The sequence below is a fragment of the Mucilaginibacter sp. P4_A11 genome (genome assembly GCF_056402535.1).
Genome location: NZ_JBFUHE010000016.1, coordinates 16,453 through 35,872 on the forward strand (window position 1 = coordinate 16,453; position 19,420 = coordinate 35,872).

The 19,420-nt window shown below is 42.1% G+C and carries 17 protein-coding genes; 6 read left to right on the forward strand and 11 right to left on the reverse strand.

Translation table 11 applies throughout. From position 1 onward, the window contains the following. Positions 1 to 90: 90 nt before the first annotated feature. Together priA and AC1DUD_RS24975 are read right to left on the reverse strand one after the other, a co-directional pair. Positions 91 to 2,580, reverse strand: a complete 2,490-nt coding sequence (gene priA / locus AC1DUD_RS24970; RefSeq protein ID WP_477379525.1) for a replication restart helicase PriA — start codon at positions 2,578 to 2,580, stop codon at positions 91 to 93. A gap of 6 nt (positions 2,581 to 2,586) precedes the next feature. Beyond that, positions 2,587 to 2,976, reverse strand: coding sequence for a DUF423 domain-containing protein (locus AC1DUD_RS24975; RefSeq protein ID WP_330860420.1), 390 nt, complete (start codon positions 2,974 to 2,976; stop codon positions 2,587 to 2,589). Between the two features lie 86 nt (positions 2,977 to 3,062). Here AC1DUD_RS24975 and AC1DUD_RS24980 point away from each other — a divergent pair, with 86 nt between their 5' ends. Next, positions 3,063 to 4,652, forward strand: coding sequence for a hypothetical protein (locus AC1DUD_RS24980; RefSeq protein WP_477379527.1), 1,590 nt, complete (start codon positions 3,063 to 3,065; stop codon positions 4,650 to 4,652). 141 nt (positions 4,653 to 4,793) lie between these two features. Next, positions 4,794 to 6,245 (forward strand): DUF5723 family protein, encoded by a 1,452-nt coding sequence (locus AC1DUD_RS24985; RefSeq protein WP_477379529.1) that lies wholly within the window; start codon positions 4,794 to 4,796, stop codon positions 6,243 to 6,245. On the opposite strand, the gene tsaB is transcribed toward AC1DUD_RS24985, so the two are convergent. The 5 genes from tsaB to AC1DUD_RS25010 all read right to left on the reverse strand — a co-directional run bounded on the left by tsaB (position 6,246) and on the right by AC1DUD_RS25010 (position 8,827). Beyond that, entirely contained in the window at positions 6,246 to 6,938 is a 693-nt protein-coding gene (tsaB, locus tag AC1DUD_RS24990; protein WP_477379531.1) for a tRNA (adenosine(37)-N6)-threonylcarbamoyltransferase complex dimerization subunit type 1 TsaB, read from the reverse strand. Between the two features lie 9 nt (positions 6,939 to 6,947). Further along, positions 6,948 to 7,190, reverse strand: coding sequence for a membrane protein insertion efficiency factor YidD (gene yidD, locus AC1DUD_RS24995; RefSeq protein WP_477379533.1), 243 nt, complete (start codon positions 7,188 to 7,190; stop codon positions 6,948 to 6,950). Between the two features lie 10 nt (positions 7,191 to 7,200). Continuing rightward, positions 7,201 to 7,617 carry a ribonuclease P protein component gene (locus AC1DUD_RS25000; protein ID WP_477379535.1) on the reverse strand — a complete coding sequence of 139 codons (417 nt, stop codon included), beginning with the start codon at positions 7,615 to 7,617 and terminating at the stop codon, positions 7,201 to 7,203. 68 nt (positions 7,618 to 7,685) lie between these two features. Next, positions 7,686 to 7,844: a 50S ribosomal protein L34 gene (gene rpmH, locus AC1DUD_RS25005; protein ID WP_110583460.1), complete on the reverse strand. Its 159-nt coding sequence runs from the start codon at positions 7,842 to 7,844 to the stop codon at positions 7,686 to 7,688. Positions 7,845 to 8,251: 407 nt separating this feature from the next. Then, positions 8,252 to 8,827, reverse strand: coding sequence for an ankyrin repeat domain-containing protein (locus AC1DUD_RS25010; RefSeq protein WP_477379537.1), 576 nt, complete (start codon positions 8,825 to 8,827; stop codon positions 8,252 to 8,254). A gap of 370 nt (positions 8,828 to 9,197) precedes the next feature. On the opposite strand from AC1DUD_RS25010, the gene AC1DUD_RS25015 reads away from it, so the two are divergent. After that, entirely contained in the window at positions 9,198 to 10,076 is an 879-nt protein-coding gene (locus AC1DUD_RS25015; protein ID WP_477379539.1) for a ChaN family lipoprotein, read from the forward strand. 53 nt (positions 10,077 to 10,129) lie between these two features. Here AC1DUD_RS25015 and mscL read toward each other — a convergent pair whose 3' ends face one another. Beyond that, positions 10,130 to 10,534, reverse strand: a complete 405-nt coding sequence (mscL, locus tag AC1DUD_RS25020) for a large-conductance mechanosensitive channel protein MscL (RefSeq protein WP_477379541.1) — start codon at positions 10,532 to 10,534, stop codon at positions 10,130 to 10,132. A gap of 178 nt (positions 10,535 to 10,712) precedes the next feature. On the opposite strand from mscL, the gene rpoN reads away from it, so the two are divergent. Beyond that, positions 10,713 to 12,188 (forward strand): RNA polymerase factor sigma-54, encoded by a 1,476-nt coding sequence (gene rpoN / locus AC1DUD_RS25025; protein ID WP_477379543.1) that lies wholly within the window; start codon positions 10,713 to 10,715, stop codon positions 12,186 to 12,188. A 254-nt stretch (positions 12,189 to 12,442) separates the two neighbouring features. Here the strand turns inward: rpoN and AC1DUD_RS25030 are convergent, their stop codons facing one another. Both AC1DUD_RS25030 and glmM read right to left on the reverse strand, forming a co-directional pair. Continuing rightward, on the reverse strand, positions 12,443 to 13,579 hold the full coding sequence (locus tag AC1DUD_RS25030; protein ID WP_477379545.1) for a cysteine desulfurase family protein: 1,137 nt from the start codon (positions 13,577 to 13,579) through the stop codon (positions 12,443 to 12,445). A gap of 122 nt (positions 13,580 to 13,701) precedes the next feature. Further along, on the reverse strand, positions 13,702 to 15,093 hold the full coding sequence (gene glmM, locus AC1DUD_RS25035) for a phosphoglucosamine mutase (protein ID WP_477379547.1): 1,392 nt from the start codon (positions 15,091 to 15,093) through the stop codon (positions 13,702 to 13,704). A gap of 263 nt (positions 15,094 to 15,356) precedes the next feature. Here glmM and AC1DUD_RS25040 point away from each other — a divergent pair, with 263 nt between their 5' ends. Together AC1DUD_RS25040 and AC1DUD_RS25045 are read left to right on the forward strand one after the other, a co-directional pair. After that, on the forward strand, positions 15,357 to 15,920 hold the full coding sequence (locus tag AC1DUD_RS25040) for a phosphatase PAP2 family protein (RefSeq protein WP_477379549.1): 564 nt from the start codon (positions 15,357 to 15,359) through the stop codon (positions 15,918 to 15,920). Next, complete coding sequence (locus AC1DUD_RS25045) at positions 15,920 to 16,636, forward strand: ZIP family metal transporter (RefSeq protein WP_114938205.1); 717 nt, start codon at positions 15,920 to 15,922, stop codon at positions 16,634 to 16,636. The genes AC1DUD_RS25040 and AC1DUD_RS25045 overlap by 1 nt, the downstream gene beginning before the upstream one ends. Before the next feature lie 411 nt (positions 16,637 to 17,047). On the opposite strand, the gene AC1DUD_RS25050 is transcribed toward AC1DUD_RS25045, so the two are convergent. Then, entirely contained in the window at positions 17,048 to 19,309 is a 2,262-nt protein-coding gene (locus AC1DUD_RS25050; protein WP_477379551.1) for a glycoside hydrolase family 3 N-terminal domain-containing protein, read from the reverse strand. Positions 19,310 to 19,420: the final 111 nt, after the last annotated feature.

The following is a 19,420-nucleotide window of genomic DNA, read 5'->3' on the forward strand; positions in this document are numbered from 1 at the left end:
GTACTTCAAGTGTATTTCTTAGCGGTGGTATGTCAAATCTCTTATTTTTCCGACATCTAACTTAGGGCTTTCCACTTAGGGCTAACAACATCAATATGGATCAACATCCGGCTGTACAATACTGCCTGTGCTAAGCTTGGTTGTATAATACTGCGTGATCACATCTTTTAAAACAGACTTTGCTTTTACTATAGAGATGCCATCCTTCTCAAACTTTAGCATGATACTTTTGATATAGTAATTACGGATCCTGCTGATGAGCGGCTGCTCCGGCCCTATCACACGTTCACCAAAATGTTCCCTGAGACGTGCGCCGAGATACTCGGCCTGAGTATAGAGCACATCTGGATTTTTATGTTTGATATCAAGGTTGATAATGCGATAGAACGGCGGGTATTTGAAACTTTTGCGCTCCTCCATCTCAGTAAAATACAGATCGGCATAGTTGTTATCAATCACCTGTTTTAATACCCGGTGATAAATATCATAGGTTTGTACTACTACCTTGCCCTGTTTTCCCCGGCGACCAGCCCTGCCGCTTACCTGCGCCAGCAATTGGTAGCTTCGTTCATTGGCCCTGTAATCAGGAAATTTCAATAAACTATCGGCGTTGATAATACCTATCAACGTTACATCCGAAAAATCAAGTCCCTTGGCTACCATCTGGGTGCCAACCAGGATGTCAATTCTTTTTTCTTCCAGGTCACTAAGGATAGTTTGCAGTGAATTTCTTGACCGCGTGGTATCCAGGTCCATCCGGGCGATGCGGGCTTCGGGCAATAAAACACTCAGCTCATCCTCAATTTTTTCGGTACCAAAACCTTTATACTCCAAATGGGTAGATCCGCATGCCGGACAAATGGATGGCGTATCCTCTTTATAGCCGCAATAATGGCAATGCAGCTTGCCGCTGCTTTTATGATAGGTAAGGCTTACATCGCAATTGATACATTTTGGAGTATAAGCACATATTTTGCACATCAGGATAGGTGCATAGCCGCGCCTGTTCTGAAATAAAATAACCTGCTCCTTATTCTCAAGCGCCTGTTTTATACTATCCATCAACACACTGGTAAAGTGCGACTGGATAGTTTTTTGTTTGGTTTCATGTGCAATGCTCACCAGTTGCACATCGGGCAGCTCAACTCCGCCAAAGCGTTCGGTTAGCTCGGCAAAGCCGTATTTATGTGTACGGGCATTATAGTAGCTTTCAAATGATGGCGTGGCCGAGCCCAAAAGCACTTTACCCTGGTGCATATTTGCTAAAAAAATAGCCGCATCGCGGGCATTATAGCGTGGTGCAGGTTCAAATTGTTTGTATGATGTTTCGTGCTCTTCATCAACAATGATCAAGCCCAGATCGGCAAAAGGCAAAAACACCGATGAACGTGCGCCAAGTACAATTTTGTATTCGCCGCTTAAAACCTTCTGCCAAACCTCCACCCTTTCGTTATCATTAAAACGCGAATGGTAAACGCCGATATCGCCACCAAAATACAACCGCAGCCGTTCGATAATATGGGTTGTTAGTGCTATTTCGGGCAGCAGGTAAAGCACCTGTTTACCGCTCTGTATGATCTCTTCAATCAGCCTTACATACAACTGTGTTTTGCCAGACGAGGTTACGCCATGCAACAGCGTTACATCTTTTTCCTTAAACTGCTCCCGGATACTTTGCAGTACAGACGTTTGCTGTTCGCTTAGGTCAAAGTTATCGCCGGCTTCATCCTCTTCTTCAAAATGCAGGCGGCTAACGCTCCTGTCTTCCGAAAAAAAGATCTCTTTTTCAATGAGCGATTTAATGCTTGACTCCCCCGCCCCGCTTTCCTCAATAAGTTCGTTTTTGGTGATATTTTTTGAATGACGGGACAGCTTAATATAAGCCAGTAAAGCATCTGCCTGTTTAGGCGCTCGTTTTTCCAGTATTGGGAACAGCTCCCGCAAATTATCCTGGTTGTTGTAAACCGGGTTAAGCGTAATGAAAGTTCGTTTACGAGGCTTATAGCGCTCGTTTACCTCTTCAGATATATTGATGATGTTTTTCTCAAACATCAGTTTCAATATCGGCATTACCGTCTTCTGCCCAAGCAGCTTGGTAATATCGCTTATCGTAAGCTCCGGCTGAATTTCCAGGGCCTCAACAATTAGAAACTCCTTATCGTGAAGCGTAGTTTTATCTATCTCATACTCCCTGTTAAGCACAATACGGGTTTCGCTGGCCAGTTTCAGTGCCGATGGCAGCGAGGCATTCATAACCTCGCCAATATTACACATATAGTAATCGGCCAGCCATTGCCAAAACTCCAGCTGCTTAGGCGTTACAACGGGTCGGTCATCCAGGATCTCGATGATGTATTTGGCCTCATACTTTTCGGGGGCCAGTTTACTGATCTCTTTAACAATAGCAGTATAAAGCTTGCTTTTGCCAAACTGCACCACTACCCTTTTGCCTATAGCAATGGCATTGTTTTGGTCATAGGGTACCCGGTAAGTGTAGTTTTTTGAAATAGCCAGGGGCAAAATCACTTCAGCAAAAAGTGTTTCACGGTCGGTATGTTCAATATCGGCAAACTCTAACATGTTTGATTATTTGTTGCGAATGGCAGCCAGTGCCAGCATCAGCCAGCCTAATATGAACAATAAACCGCCAATTGGAGTAACCGGGCCAAGCTTAATCAGCCAGTTCCAGCCAAGCAAGTCGCGGCAGGAAAGCAGGTACAGTGACCCTGAAAAAAGAATGATGCCAAAAGTAAAAAGGTAATGTGCGGCAGATATCAGCCCCCCGTCCCTTTTACCTGCAAACGCAGCAAGGAACAATAATGCAAAAACATGGTAAAAGTTGTATTGAACAGCGGTATGCCAAACCTCAAGTTGCGCAGGTGTTAGTACAGCCTTTAGTCCGTGTGCACCAAAAGCGCCGGTAATAACGGCCAGCATACCTAAAAACGAAGCGGTAATAATTATTTGTTTGTTCATGCAGATATAAAAAGCTAAGTTAACCAATTGAAAGTATTACTTTAACGCCGTGGGGTAAAATTCTATATTTGCTGCACGCCCCTGCTATGAAACGACTGATAGTAACCACTATATTTTTAATTATAGCTACCGTTCTTATAACGGTATTATATTTTAAAAATCTGAGTCCGCCGGGAGTGCGTACAGGGCAGGTTATGCATGCCATACCTGATAATGCCATAGCAGTATTTGAGTTTACCAATGAAAAGGGCTTCTACGAAATTTTTGCAGGCAACCAGTTATTAGGTGCTTTTGTTGGTCACGACAAGCTGAATGAGCTTGACACTCTTCGCAAACTATTCATCGCCTCGCCACAGCTTGACCAGTTTTTCAACGGTCAGAATATTTTCATTTCCCTTCATCCAACCAATAATGACGATATCAGTCTGCTCGTCACCACTTCGGCATCAAAAACATTTTCGGCGGCTACGCTTGATCATTTGACAGGGGATGCTAAAAATGCTTTACAGATAGCGCCGATGCAAATTGCCGCGAGCCAGGGATATAATATTTTTGTGAAGCCGCTCAACAAACATTTTTACATCATTAAAACTGGCGACAATATATTTTCGGGTAGTTTTTCAAAAGACCTAGTTGATCATAGCGCCATATACCAACAGGATAAAGGCCATAATGGTTTCGTACCACTGCCCGAGCAGCAAAATGCCAATTCGCTTGCCAATCTTTACATTAATTACAACCAGCTCAACCCGCTTTTTGATCAGCTGTTCCTGAATAAAACTACCGATCTTTTCAAGAGCTTCAGGATGTTACCGGCCTATGCGGCATTAAATCTAAATTACAAAAGCGATGCGCTGATGTTTAACGGGTTTACCACTAAGCAAAATAACGCTACCAGTTATTTAAACATTTTTGCTGCCCAGCAACCGGTCGAAAATCATCTAAAGGATATTTTCCCGGCTACAACAGCCTACAGCACAAGCTTCGCTGTTTCAGATCCTAAAAAGTTTGAAGCCGATCTTTCGCAATGGCATAATAAAGCCGGAGTGGGTAACGAAAAAAATGAGCTCCTAAACAAAGTAAAATCAGAGGCTGGCCTGTTTATAAAACCAGAGTTTGAAAAATTGCTCGGGAACGAATTCGCAATAGTTACCACACGCTATTTTGAAAAATTTGCCATTATATCCGTTAAGGATGGTTCAAGGCTGTTTCCGTTGATGATGAACATCAGTAATATGGTTACAGATAAAGTAGGTCAGTTTAATTATGAAAAACTGCCTTTCTTTTTATTGGGTGATGCATTCAGCATTTTCAAAAAGCCCTACTTTATGATCATCGATAATTATCTTATACTCGCCACATCAGTATCGGAACTGGAAAGTTATAATGACACCTATTTCAACCGCAAATTCATTGGTAAAACCGATCAGTACACACAGTTTGACAATTTACTGGCCGAAAGAAGCAATGTGGCTTTCTTTATTAACTTTAAAAACACCGAGCCCTTATTAAAGCGCGATTTAAAAAAGCCTTTTTACGATGCCTTTGAAAACAGCGAACCTGGCTGGAAAAATTATTACGGGGCAGCGTTCCAACTCACGGCATCTGACAAAAATTTCTATACCAATTTTTGTATGCGCTTAAATACCCCGGATACAAGCGCGGTAAAAAAATAATTTTATTGTGTGTTTACACAACAATAACCGCCCGATTTCGTAGAACAATACAAATTGAAATTTGTAATAAATTTTACCGGCTATCAACTTTGAATTATCTTTAAGAAAATTCAGAGCAAGGCATGAGGTATGAGCTATAATATGAATAAGATCTTTACTATTCTTTTTTTAACACTTTGTTCTTTATCCGTATCGGCTCAACAATTTTCGCAATACAACACCGGTACCCTCTATGATTCGTTTGAAAACCCATCCCAGAGGGCCTTCATTCCTGACTCGAGCAGGCAGATAGCATTTAATTTTTTTGTTCCTAATTTCGATGCCAATTTTTATATAACAGGGCACATACAACAGCCACTCAAAAGCCGCGCGTTTAACGAACCGCCGTTTTATAACACTGCATCACTCCGGATAGGCCAAAACGCTTTAAACCATTTTAATGTTAACGGTAATGCTTATGCGGTAATGCTTAAGTTTTTCAGCAGCCTGAACGGCAATGTTGAAATGGGATTTGCAGCGCAAACAAGAATAGAGAGCAAAGGCCTGGTTAGCGATGAATCTGTTGCTTTTCTTGATGGCCCCTCAAATTTTGCTTACAACAATTATGATAATATATTCAACAATCATTACATGGTGCAGATGTATGATCAGTTGAGTTTTACTTATCGGGAACAGGCTGCCAAACAACTATCGATAGGCTTTAAGCTGAGCTACCTTTCAGGTATTCAATACAATAAAATAGATGTAGATCAGTCAAGCCTTCAAATTAACCGCGATCTGGCAGATCCAAACAATGACAATGCCGACGTTTACATGAAAGGCAGGTATTACAGGAGTTATGTACCGGGCAGGCTAAATGGCCGTGATTTTTTACCAACGTTCCGCAATCCGGGAGCCTCAATATCAATGGGTGCAACCTTCCGAACGGAGGATGGGATACTTATACAAGGTAACATTAAAGACCTTGGTTTTATTCACTGGAACAAGCGCTCAACCATTACAGATTTTGATAATACAACAAATATAGAGGATATCACATCCGAGCACCGCGAAAAGAACATTTATAACGCGGTATATGACTTATTCAGAGGTAACGGCCAAGTCACATCCTTCAATACAAAAACCAATGCAAAAGCCGAGTTAAGCGTATCTAAAAGTTATTGGCTTGATGATGATAAAACATTCAGATATTTTCCAACCGTTATAGCTCAAAAGGAAATGTTCTATTCTGGCTTTACGGGCGCATTAGTTAACTCGGTGCAAAAAAACAATCTTATAGCCACCTTAACAGCAACCTATGATGATTATAAACTATTTAATCTCGGTGCGCAGATCATGGTAAAATCAGCAAATGCCGAATTTTTCATCGGCTCTGAGCGCTTAACCAATACAGGCCGCTTTACTTTAGCCGCGTTAAATAATACCACCCAAATAAACCACATAGGCAACTATACAGGAGCAGATATTTTCCTGGGCTTTTCACTAAAATTTGGACGGGTAATTGAGCACCCCATGAACTCCAGCTACATCCCTATGGGTGAAAAAGGATTTTTCGGGCGTTTATTCGGTCGTATCTTTAAAACTAATAATTAATTATAGCGCTTTTTTACCGGCTATAAAATCCTTAAGGTAATAAGGTTCATAGTAAGCCACATCTTCAAAAGCGCCATCAGCAAATTTTTGCGTTGCCTTTTGGCTGAGATAAGTTGCTGAATTTACAAAATCATCTAAAAACTTAGCATTGGGATTACTGCTTAAAACGCTTTTGCACTTTTCAGCACCGTCACCAAAAAAGATGATCTTGTTATTTTTTAAATAATCGATAAAGCTATTCTCATCAATAATATCAGCAGCAGTTTCACGTACCCTATTGCCTTCGCTATCAAATAAGGCAGTGTAAACTTCCATTCGCCGCGCATCTATCATTGGGCACAACAGCGTGTTGCTTTCTTCAAAAAAGCCGGGATTATTAATAACACCGTAAGCCATAGCCTCAAGGGTTTCTATACCTATCAAGGGCTTATCAAGGGCGAAACACAATCCTTTAGCTGTAGATACACCTATCCTTAAGCCGGTGTATGAACCAGGGCCACTACTTACCGCAATAGCATCAAGATCATTATAACTTATTCCGGCGTTATTCAGCAGTTCGTCGATATACAATGTAATAACTTCGGCATGAATATTACGGGCATTTATTTCCTTAAAACCCAAAACCTCGCCATAACGGGCAAGGGCTACCGAGCAGGATGTTGTTGCTGTTTCTATTTGAAGTATCAGGCTCATATTACAAATTTATGGTACGGGATCATGCCCATGACCGCCCCAGGGGTTACAACTGGCAATGCGCTTTATGGTTAACCAACCGCCCTTGAAAGCGCCATGCTTTTTGATGGCTTCTACACCGTATTGCGAACAGGTTGGCGTATACCGGCACGATGCAGCTGAAAGCGGTGATATAAAATATTGGTAAAACTTGATCAGGATGATAAAGATCCCACCTACTATTGCTTTTAAAAACCGGGCAATTGCATCCATACGCTTTTTGTTAACTGGTCGTAACCTGTACTGTAGCAGCTGATAACTCATTGCCAAGCTGAGCAAGTAGCTTCAGCATTTTTTTCTCAATGAAAAGGTATGGCTCAACCTCTTTACCAACATAACCAACCGAAATAAGGACTCTTTTATCGTTTTGCTGCAGGATATTATAAAGCTGTTGTTGTTTATGAAGCCTGTAGGCCTCACGCATTAATCTCTTTAGTAAATTACGGTCAACAGCGTGCTTATAACGCCTTTTGGGAACGGAAAAAAGAATTTGCGCAGGATGAGGCTGAGGCTCAGGATTAACAAGCCAGGATACCCGGAAGGGATAACATAAAAAAGAAGAACCGTTATGAAAAAGCTTATCAATAAGCCTCTTGTTACATAACCGTTCTTCTTTTTTAAAAGTATACATAGTTGCCATTTTTGAACCGAAGGATAAAGCAAATAAGCGGTTCCAAACCCTTATAAATAAGGGCAGGGCAACCTCAATTATGCTTTGTGTCTGCCTTCGTCAGAAACAGTTAACCTTTTTCTGCCTTTAGCTCTTCTGGCTGCTAATATTCTCCTACCGTTAGCAGTTGACATGCGTTCACGGAAACCGTGTTTATTTCTTCTTTTTCTTTGAGAAGGCTGAAACGTTCTTTTCATGGCTATATTTTATTCTATTCGTCTTTTTGAAACAAGAGCGCAAATGTAGTTATTTTATTTAATAAGTCAAACACTATTTTTCTTATTTATTATAACATGAGTGCACCTGCCCAATAACAGCAAATTAGCAGCTTTTTATTGATAATAACTAATTGATCTGCGATATTTTCGACCGGTAACCAAATTCCGGCTAACTACACGGCCCGTTAATCTGTGCTTGTCGAAACTCGTGCGTAGAGGCCCTACCCACCATACCTCGACAAGCTCAGCATGACACCCTTTTTTAAGTTGTCATGGGCCAAGTTAAAGCCCAGCGTGAAATGATAAAGCAGAGAGGCTTACGAAGTTTTTCAAACTTCATAAGCCTGGATTCTACAAACTATCAAAGGTAGCCCGTTGAAGCACTGTTATTGAAAAGGGATAGCGTACGATCCGCTATTTTTCAGGCTGGCAGTAACAGGATAAGTATTGTTAAGCAAGGATACCATTTCGGTTTTCCCTGCATCTTTAGCGTAATCCGCTGCGGTTTTATTCTGCTTGTCCTTGATTTTGGTGCTTGCACCATGCTCAAGTAAACCTTTTACTAAACCTGTATTACCTTCGCTCACTGCCAGCATCAGGGCCGTAGCACCACTGTTATTACGGTTGTTGATATTTGGATAATAATGCAGCAACTGATCAACTATTTCGGCATCGCCATTTTTGCTGGCGATCATTAAGGCAGTATTTCCTTCCTTATCTTTATAATCTACTTTAACATCAGCTTGCAATATCAGGTTCATGATCCTGCTTTGGTTGTTTTTAACTGCAACAAGTAAAGGCGTATCGCCATTTTCGTCTTTTACATTTACGTTAGCACTCTTGTTCAGCAAAAATTTAACCCCGGGGGTATCATTGGCCTGGATAGCTGTAAAAATGTTTTGAGCGAAGATCGGCATTGAACATACAGACATCAGGAACAACAGGGTAAGTTTCTTTTTCATTAATAATCAATTGTTTAGTGGCCGGAGCCGGTTAATAAATTATCGCAATTAACGAAAAAAACATTACCTTGATTTTAACAGGAACATGCCGGTTAAGACGCAAAACACGCACAGAAAAAGTTGTATTTTCTTAGCATTTAAATTATAATATCATAATTTTCGGAAAAAATGAACGGAATGAACTAAGCAACTTGCAGTGTATTTCACGGAATAAACGAGCAGTTAAATCAAAGGTTAATTATTAGTTTATCTCCATAAACCATTAAGGAATATTAGCTGACATTGCTATGACAATAAAAACTAAAAAACATTAAACAGAATAGCTCTGAACTACTTACAAAATGTAAATTCAACGTTTTTATACCGACAAATGAAATTAGCCCTCGCAATACTTTTAACATTCTTATCTACTATTACCATGGCCCAGGAGTTACCCGCAAGCCATTATAAAATATACAGCACATCATCACAAAAACTAATCACGCCGGATGATATTATTAATGACATAGCCAATGCCGATGTACTTTTCTTTGGTGAAGAACACAATGATTCAACAGCTCATTATCTTGAGTTTACCTTATTTAAAAAGCTATCAGAAAAATACCCGCAAAAAACGGCGCTTTCCATGGAGATGTTCCAAACTGACTGTCAGCTTGTTTTAAACGAATACCTTGCCGGACTCATCCGCGAAAAAAATCTGGTGACCGATGCCCGCACCTGGCCAAACTATAAGGATTATAAGCCGATGATTGAACTGGCTAAAACTAATCACCTGCCGGTAATAGCAGCCAATGCCCCTACCCGCTACACCAATATGGTTACACGCGGTGGCCTCGATATTTTAAAACAACTTGATCCCCAAGCCAAAAGCTACCTTGCACCTTTGCCCATAGATACTGCTACAGGGGCCTATTATGATAAATTCGCTAAAATAATGGGAGGCCACGCATCAATGCCGGGCATGCAGATCTACCAGTCGCAAAATCTTTGGGACGCTACCATCGGCTGGTCTATAGCAAAATTCATGAAAAGCCATCCCGGTTTTAAAGTGCTGCAAGTAAATGGCGGCTTTCATAGCGAAGAAAAACTGGGTGCAGTAGCCCAGCTTAAAAAATACGCAGCAAAATTACGTGTGCTTAATATAGTAACTTATGCCGACGATAGTTTTGACAACCCCGACTGGAGCAAATTTACCGGCATGGCCGATTATATCATTTTAACCGACCCTAAACTGCCAAAAACATTTTAGTTAATAGTTGATGGTTCATGGTTTATAATGCATGAACCATCAACTAAATTACTTTAAGCCTTTTTAGCCAGCAAATCGCGGATCTCGGTTAACAAGATTTCTTCTTTGGTAGGCTCGGGAGGTGCCGCGGGGGCTGCTTCCTCTTTTTTCTTCAGCGAGTTAATACCTTTTACAATTAAAAAGATACAAAAAGCAACTATAACAAAGTCGATCACATTGTTGATAAACAAACCATAATTGATAGCTGTTTCCGGAGTTTTGTCAACCGCCGGCTTAAGTACATACTTAAGATCTTTAAAATCAATACCGCCGGTGGCCATGCCTATGGGCGGCATAATAATGTCTGCAACAAGCGAAGTAACAATTTTACCAAATGCAGCACCGATGATAACACCAACCGCAAGGTCAACCACGTTTCCGCGCATTGCAAATTCTTTGAACTCTTTTACTATAGCCATAAAATTTAAGTTTGGTTAATTTAAAGTTAGTAATATTACACAAACAATCTATTTATATAGTTTTTTTGTTGGCGCTAAAACAATTGATATGCCTAAATCATTTAACAACTTTAAAGCAGATACCTCAAGTAATTTTTAGTTAATATTAATTTGATGTATTTTTGGCTACATCTTAATTATGCTAAAACAGAACCTTCAACAAAAACTTTTACAAAAACTTTCACCGCAGCAAATACAATTTATAAAATTGCTGCAGGTGCCTACTGTTTCGCTTGATACCCGGATAAAAGAAGAACTGGAAGAAAACCCTGCACTTGAAGATCTGAGCCTTACCAACCTAAACGAGCCCGAGGAACAATACCCCGACCGCGACCCCGACGAAGATAATTTCAACGGCGACGAGGAAAAGGGCGAAATGGATGAATTTAATATTGACGACTACCTGCAGGAAGATAACGTAAACGATTATGGGTCGCGCTATGACCAAAATGGTGATGACGAGGATGAACGCAAGGAAATCCCTATTGCCGTACAAAGCTCGTTTTTTGAAAGCCTGCAATTACAGCTTGACCTGTTGCCTTTAAATGATAAAGATTTCATGATCGGCAAACAGATTATAGGTAGCCTTGATGACGATGGCTACCTGCGCCGCCCGATCATGTCGCTTACCGACGACCTTGCTTTTTCACAAAACGTACTGGCCGAAGATGATGAAGTAGAGGACATGCTGAAAGTGATCCAGGGTTTTGACCCTCCCGGCGTAGGCGCACGCAGTTTGCAGGAATGCCTGCTGATCCAGCTTCGTAAAAAGGACGCGAACGACCCGATCGTCAAAAAAGCGATACTGGTTGTTGAACATTACCTGGATGAGTTTACACGTAAACATTACGATAAGCTTGAAAAATCATTAAACATGAACTCGATGGAGTTGCGTGGTGTTGTTAATGAGATCCTAAAACTTAACCCCAAACCCGGCGACTCGAACGAGATCAATACCAAACAAATGCAGGTGATCCCTGATTTTCATATCACCAATAACGATGGTACGCTTATCCTCACGCTTAATTCCAAAAATGCGCCAGAGCTTAGGGTGAGCCGCTCATACCAGGAAATGTTTCAGCATTATGATAAGGCTTCCCAAAAAGATAAAAAACTGAAGGAAGCCGTTCAGTTTGTAAAGCAAAAGCTTGATTCGGCCAAGTGGTTTATTGATGCTATTAAACAGCGCCAGCAAACGCTGCTTAAAACCATGAATGCCATTATGCAATACCAGTACGAGTTTTTCCTTACCGGCGATGACAAAAATCTGAAGCCGATGATATTGAAAGACATAGCTGACCGTATTGGCATGGATATTTCGACAGTATCTCGCGTAGCCAACTCCAAATATGTACAAACCGAGTTCGGCACCTTCCTGTTAAAATCATTCTTCTCTGAAGCTATCCAAACTGAAAGCGGCGAGGAAGTATCCAACAAAGAGGTTAAAAAGATATTGGAAGAACATATTGGCCAGGAAGATAAACGCCATCCCCTTGCTGATGAAAAATTGACCGAGATCCTGAAAGATGCCGGCTACAACATAGCCCGCCGTACCGTAGCCAAATACCGCGAACAAATGAATATCCCGGTGGCAAGGTTGAGGAAGGAATTGTAGCTTTTCAGAGATTAGAGGTTAGTGATTAGAAGCTCATTTTTTAAAAAGGAAAAGCCTTACGAGATAAACTTGTAAGGCTTTTCCTTTTTAACATTCATTCTAAACCGTCATTGCGAGGCACGAAGCAATCGCGATCTATACAGGGCGGACTTCCAAGTTGGGGATTGCTTCGTTCCTCGCAATGACGATTTTTCATTAAAAGCAAAAGCCTTAAGAACTAAGTTCTTAAGGCTTTTTACTTTTAGCACCTAAACTTATACACTCACAGCACAAAGCTCACGAACTTTGGCCACTACAAAATCGACTTCTTCTTTGGTGTTATACTTAGAGAAAGAAAAACGCACCGACGGCCTTGATGAACTGGCACCAATAGCAGTTAACACGTGCGAACCGATATCGCTGCCCGAACTGCATGCACTACCGCCCGAAGCAGAAATACCCGCAATATCAAGGTTAAACAACAGCATATCGCTCATTTCCATTTCAGGGAACGCCACGTTAAGCACGGTATATAAACTTTTTGCAGGATCTGTTTCCCCGTTAAAGCTTACACCGGGCACATTGCTGATTAGCTGCTCCATCATATAGGATTTTAAACCCTGGATATGGTTTTGATGCTGATCCATTTCGGCATAAGCCAGTTCAAGCGACTTGGCCAAACCTACTATACCGTAAATATTTTCGGTGCCGCCGCGCATGTTGCGTTCCTGTGCGCCGCCGTAAATAAAAGGTTTTATCTTTATTTTATGATTGACATGCAAAAAGCCTACTCCCTTAGGGCCATGTAATTTATGACCGGCGCATACCAGGAAGTGAGCTTTAAGCTTGCTCAAGTCATGCTGATAGTGGCCCATGGTCTGCACGGTATCACAATGATAAATGGCATTGTAAGCTTCGCAAAGATCACCTACCCGCTCCATATCCGATAGCGTACCAATTTCATTATTGGCATGCATCAGCGATACAAAACTCCGCTCGTTATCTTTCAGCAAAGTTTCAAGATGATCATAATCAACAGTGCCCTTGCTGTCAACATTTACAAAACTTAGTTTAATTAAGCCTGATTTCTCCATCGCTTCCAGTGTATGGAGCACTGCGTGATGCTCAATATGGCTGGTGATAGCGTGGGTGATCTTATTGTCAACAATACCGCACCTGATGGCTGTATTATCGGCCTCGGTACCGCTTGATGTAAAAAATATCTCTGCCGGTGAGGTATGCAGTAAACCAGCAATGGTTTTACGCGAACGCTCAATTAAAGTACGTGCTTCCCTGCCATGGGCATGTATGGATGATGGATTACCAAACTGGTTTTCCATAACCTTATACATCTCCTTCATTACATCAGGGTCGAGCGGAGTAGTGGCGGCATTATCAAAATAAACGCGCATTCTTTTTTAAATTTATAATTAATGGATCAGTAACTTCAAAACACATGCCCGGGATAATTAAATACACAAGCAACCAACGATATTTATCGCCGGTTGCCCTGTTATTTTTAAATACCGGTAAATTAACCTTTTAGTTGTAAGATCTCCTTAATGTCAGCGATGATCTTGTTGGCCAAACCGTTTGCCACAGTTTCAGAATTACCTTCGGAGTAGATCCTGATAATGGGCTCGGTGTTTGACCTCCGCAAATGTACCCATTCTTTATCAAATTCTATTTTCAAGCCGTCAATTGTTGAATGGGGCTGTTTGATATATTTCTCTTCCACTTTGCTCAAAAGGGCATCTATGTCCATTTCGGGCGTTAAGGTGATCTTGTTTTTTGAAATAAAATAACCCGGATATGACGCACGCAGGCTCGAAACCGACTTGCCATACTTTGCCAAATGAGTCAAAAATAAGGCTATGCCTACCAAAGCATCTCGGCCGTAATGTGATTCAGGGTAAATAACCCCGCCATTGCCTTCACCGCCTATAATCGCGTTAACCTCTTTCATTTTGTTAACCACGTTCACTTCTCCTACCGCTGCTGCATGGTATTCGCCGCCAACTTTTTCAGTAACATCGCGCAGGGCGCGGGTTGATGAAAGATTGGAAACCGTGTTACCAACCTTATTTTTCAGTACATAATCGGCTACGGCAACCAGCGTATATTCCTCACCAAACATGTTACCATCCTCACAAACAAAGCAAAGGCGGTCAACGTCCGGATCAACGGCAATGCCTAAATCGGCCCGCTTGCTTACTACCTCTTTTGATAGTGCTATCAGGTTTTCAGGTAAAGGCTCAGGATTGTGCGGAAAATTACCATCCGGTTCACAATACAACTCGTGAACAGTTTCAACACCCAAAGCTTTCAATAAGGCTGGCACAAAAATACCGCCCGTTGAGTTTACGCAATCAATTACTACTTTAAAGTTGGCGTTCTTTATAGCTTTAACATCAACCAATGGCAAAGCCAGTACAAGGTCAACGTGTTTTTGCAGCCAGCTATCATCATGGGTAACTTTACCCAAATCATTTACATCGGCATATTTAAAATCACTATTTTCAGCAATTTCAAGTACCTCTTTGCCATCGGCATCACTGATAAACTCGCCATCAGCATTAAGCAACTTAAGGGCGTTCCATTGTTTTGGGTTATGGCTTGCTGTAAGGATGATACCGCCGGCAGCCTGTTCGCCGGTAACGGCAACCTCAACAGTTGGCGTGGTTGATAAACCAAGATCAACTACATCAATACCCAAACCCTGTAGCGTACCAATAACCAGGTTATTTACCATAGCACCCGATAAACGGGCATCACGGCCAACTACTATCTTTTTAATTCCTGATTTTTTTACTGCCCATGATCCGTAGGCCGAAGTAAACTTTACAATATCAAGCGGCGTTAAACCGTCGCCAACAGCACCGCCTATGGTGCCACGTATACCTGAAATAGATTTTATTAAAGTCAAAATGCGATGTTTTTGGTGTGGTAAAAGTAAAAAATATAAGCTACAAATGATATTGTTTTAAGCAATTGCGCAAACGGTTGCACATAAAACACTGGTTAATCTGTTATTTGTTAATCCTGTAAAGGGCCGTTCAATTGTCATTACTCCGCATTATTTTATGCTTAACGGGATAATTAGCAACCTAAGTATGAAAACCCGCAAGGTTTTTTTAAGCGATTTGATAACTTTGAAAATTAAGTAAACAAACATCTATAATAGAACCAATGCCAGACTATCTTCTAAATCTCGACCGGCATTTATTTTATTTCATTAACCACGACCTGTCCAATTCGTTCTTCGACTGGATCATGCCCTTGCTGCGCAATCCAAAATTCTGGATCCCGCTTTACATTTTCATCATCGCATTTTGTTTATGGCGATACAGAAAAGCGGGAGCTATTGTTATTTTTCTATTGGCGGCTTCCGCAGGTATTGCTGATTTTACCAGTGGGGTTATCATCAAACACAACGTACAACGCCTCCGTCCCTGCCGTGACCCTGTGGTATCACTTACCGATATCAGCAGAGTGGCTTGCGGCAGTGGGTACAGCTTTCCATCAACTCACGCTACCGATCATTTTGCAATGGCGATATTTTTATGTTTTGTATTTGCCCGTAAATGGAAATGGATCTGGTTTTGGGCCATATTATGGGCTGGCAGCATTTGCTTTGCCCAGGTATACGTGGGTGTGCATTTCCCGATAGATGTACTATGCGGTGCATTATATGGTGCATTTGTGGGATGGCTGCTTTCATTATTGTTTAAAAAATTACAACCTGCCTTTTAATGGGATATTGGAAAATTCTGCTGCTTTTTTTTGCTGCCTTTTTTGGCGGCACTTCTGTTTTTTTATTTAAAGGCGATAACCATAAAACGCTGAAACTGGTGCTCTCGTTCAGCGGTGCTTACCTGTTTGGTATTACCGTTTTACACCTGATACCCGACGCTTATCATGGCAATGATAACTATGTGGGCGTGTTTATTTTGATCGGCTTCCTGTTCCAGATAGTGCTTGAACAATTTTCGGACGGGATTGAGCACGGCCATATGCACAAGCATCCGCACGATCTGGCTGTTTTCCCGATAGGTATTATGGCGAGCCTTTGCCTGCATGCTTTTTTAGAGGGCATGCCCCTTGCCCAGGGCAACCAGGATCAATTAGTTTACGGTATAGCGCTACACCATATCCCGGCAGCTTTTGCGCTGGCTACAGTATTACTTACCAACAAGCAGGGTAAAAACAAAACGATATTTTTTGTGGCGATATTTGCTATAATGGCCCCTGCCGGATATTTTTTCAGCGATGCGCTGAGCAGCGGGAACATCGGCAACCTGCAGCACTATTTCAACAGGATCATGGGCGTTGTTATCGGGATTTTCCTGCATATCTCAACTACCATACTTTTTGAATCCAGCGCCGATCATCGTTTTAATATGCGTAAGATGATAGCGGTACTGGCAGGTGTAGCTATTGCGCTGTTGGGCTTTTTGAAGGAGTTGTAGTCGCGCCCCTGCTTATTTGTCATGTTGAACGATAGCGAAACATCCTCTCCGCAAAGCATAACGAATTTGCAGGCCGAAGAAAATCCTTTCGCTCCTACCCATGACATAATTAAAAATGGGGGGCATGCTGAGCCCGTCGAAGCATGGTGGCGAGGCCTCTGCGCAGGAGTCTTCGACAGGCTCAGATTGACAGCCCCTTTTCCACAATAATAAAAAAGGTGCGCCTGTATCTCACCCCAGGCACACCGGTTACCAAAATATCATGGTAATCATCAACTAAACACCGGACTCATGTTTGGTATGCTCCGGAATATCTTTGATCAGAATTTTCAGAATTAAAGAATTAACAGAATAATAAGGAAGCAAACATTCTGGAAATTCTAAAATCCTGTAAATTCTGATTCCGACTACTTATTTCACATAAAAACTTCCTCTCAGCCTGATATCTTCAGACGAACTGCCGACCATCACTTTAAACTCGCCGGGTTCAACAACCTGTTTCATTTGGCGGTTCCAAAGCGTCAGTTCCTTGTTATCAATTTTAAACTGAACTGTACCACTTTCCCCCGGCTTAAGGCTGATCCTTTTAAAACCCTTAAGTGACTTTACAGGTGTAGTAACGCTGGCGATAACATCCCGCAAATAAAGCTGCACTACTTCTTCGCCTTCAACTTTACCGGTATTTTTAATGGTAACGCTAACGTTTGCGGAACCATTTAGCGGGATCTGCGACTGAGTAATTTTGAGGCTTGAATATTCAAAAGTAGTATAACTCAATCCATGCCCAAATGAGAACAATGCAGAAGTATCCTGATCAACGTATACGTGCCTCGACGTTGGTTTATGATCATAATAATATGGGATCTGCCCTACCGAACGCGGGAAAGTCATAGGTAATTTACCTGATGGATTTACTTTGCCCAACAACACATCGGCAATGGCCAGCCCACCGGTTTCGCCTAAAAACCATGATTCAACAATAGCCGGGATCTTTTTAGCAACCCAATTAATGCATAGCGGTCTTCCATTAAACAGTACCACTACCGTTGGCTTCCCTGTTTTATATATGGCTTCAATCAGGCGGCTTTGCTGTTTATTCAGGTCGAGATTGGCGCGATCTTTACCCTCGCCTACCTCATTGATATCCTCGCCCAAAACAACCACTGCAACGTCCGATTTATTAACTATGCTTATCGCTTTTTCAAGATATTCCGTTTGCTTTGCAGTTGATGTATCGGCTGTATAACCGGTTTCAAATTTAATATCAAGACTATTGCCTGCCTTATGCCTCAAAGCATCTAATATAGCAACTCCTTTGCCCTGCTTATTGGCGTAGCCGCCCAGGTAGGTGCTTTCGGCCAACGGCCCGACAACCGCCACCGAATGCACATTTGGCCCGAGCGGCAATACATTATTTTCATTTTTCAGCAGACTAATGCCTTCCTGTGCCAGTTTCAGTGCAACAGCGCGGCTCTCCTCTGTATGATTTACTTTTTTCAACAGATCGGCATCTATATAAGGATGGTCGAACAGTCCCAGCATGAATTTTACCCGCAGTACATTTGATACAGCGCGGTTTAAATCTGCCATTGATAATTTCTTACTCGCCAACGCCTTGTTCATGGCCTCATGGAAAGGTACATGCGGAAAATCATAAAACTGCATATCCATGCCAGCAGTAAAGGTTTGAGCCAATGCATCCGCCGCATCTGTTGCTATCTGGTGGTTATTAAGCGACATCTTGATAGCGCCGAGGTCAGACAAAACAAAGCCTTTAAAGCCCCATTCACCGCGCAGCACATCTTTTAACAACCATTTATTATCTACACATGGGATACCATCGATTTCGCTGTAAGCTGCCATCATGCCCATCGCACCGCCCTCTTTAACGGCTTTCTCAAATACATATAGAAAAGACGAACGGGCTTCCCTTTCGCCCATATTAACAGGCGCCGTATTGCTACCCGCCTCAGGAATGCCATGTACTGCAAAATGTTTAGGCTCAGATAAAACGGCGTTATGGTCACTCAGTTTACTACCCTGTAATCCTTTTACCATAGCCACGCCGTTAGCTGCCGAAAGAAAAGGATCCTCACCGTAGGTTTCTTCAACCCGGCCCCAGCGTGGGTCGCGCGGGAGGCAAAGCACCGGCCCTAATACCATGGCAACACCGTGTGCGCGCATTTCAGTCGCTATAATACGACCGGCTTTGTGAACATTAGTCGTATCCCAGGCACCGGCCAGCGCCATCGGGCTTGGGAAGGTGGTACTCCCCAATCCTTCGTAACCGTGCAGGCCCTCTTCAATAAAAAGTACCGGGATGCCTAAGCGCGTTTTCTCAACAGCATAGCGCTGGATCTGGTTGCTTACATCAGCAGTTAAAGGATACAGGTCATGAACAGAGCCAATGCCCTCGGTGCCAATATTAATGCTGGCACTATCCGACATGGAAACCGCGTCATGCCCCTGCATGTTGGCAACCTCGTGCCCCCAGTACATATCCAGCTGGCGGATTTTTTCGGCAGTGGTCATGCGGCCAAGTAAATCGGCAACACGTTTTTCAACCGGCAGCGACGCGTCCTTATACGGAAGCTTAACAATGGGTTTAAGGGTATTAAATGAACAAAAAATCGTTACTAAAAGAACCGATATATAGGCGTTCTTTTGCTTCATAAATTTATAATTGGTAAGGTTATTAATGCCGGTACAATCGATTGTCTATCTCAATAAAAAAATTGGGAACACCGGTTTATCAGAAGCTAAAACTATGCACGGAAAATAATA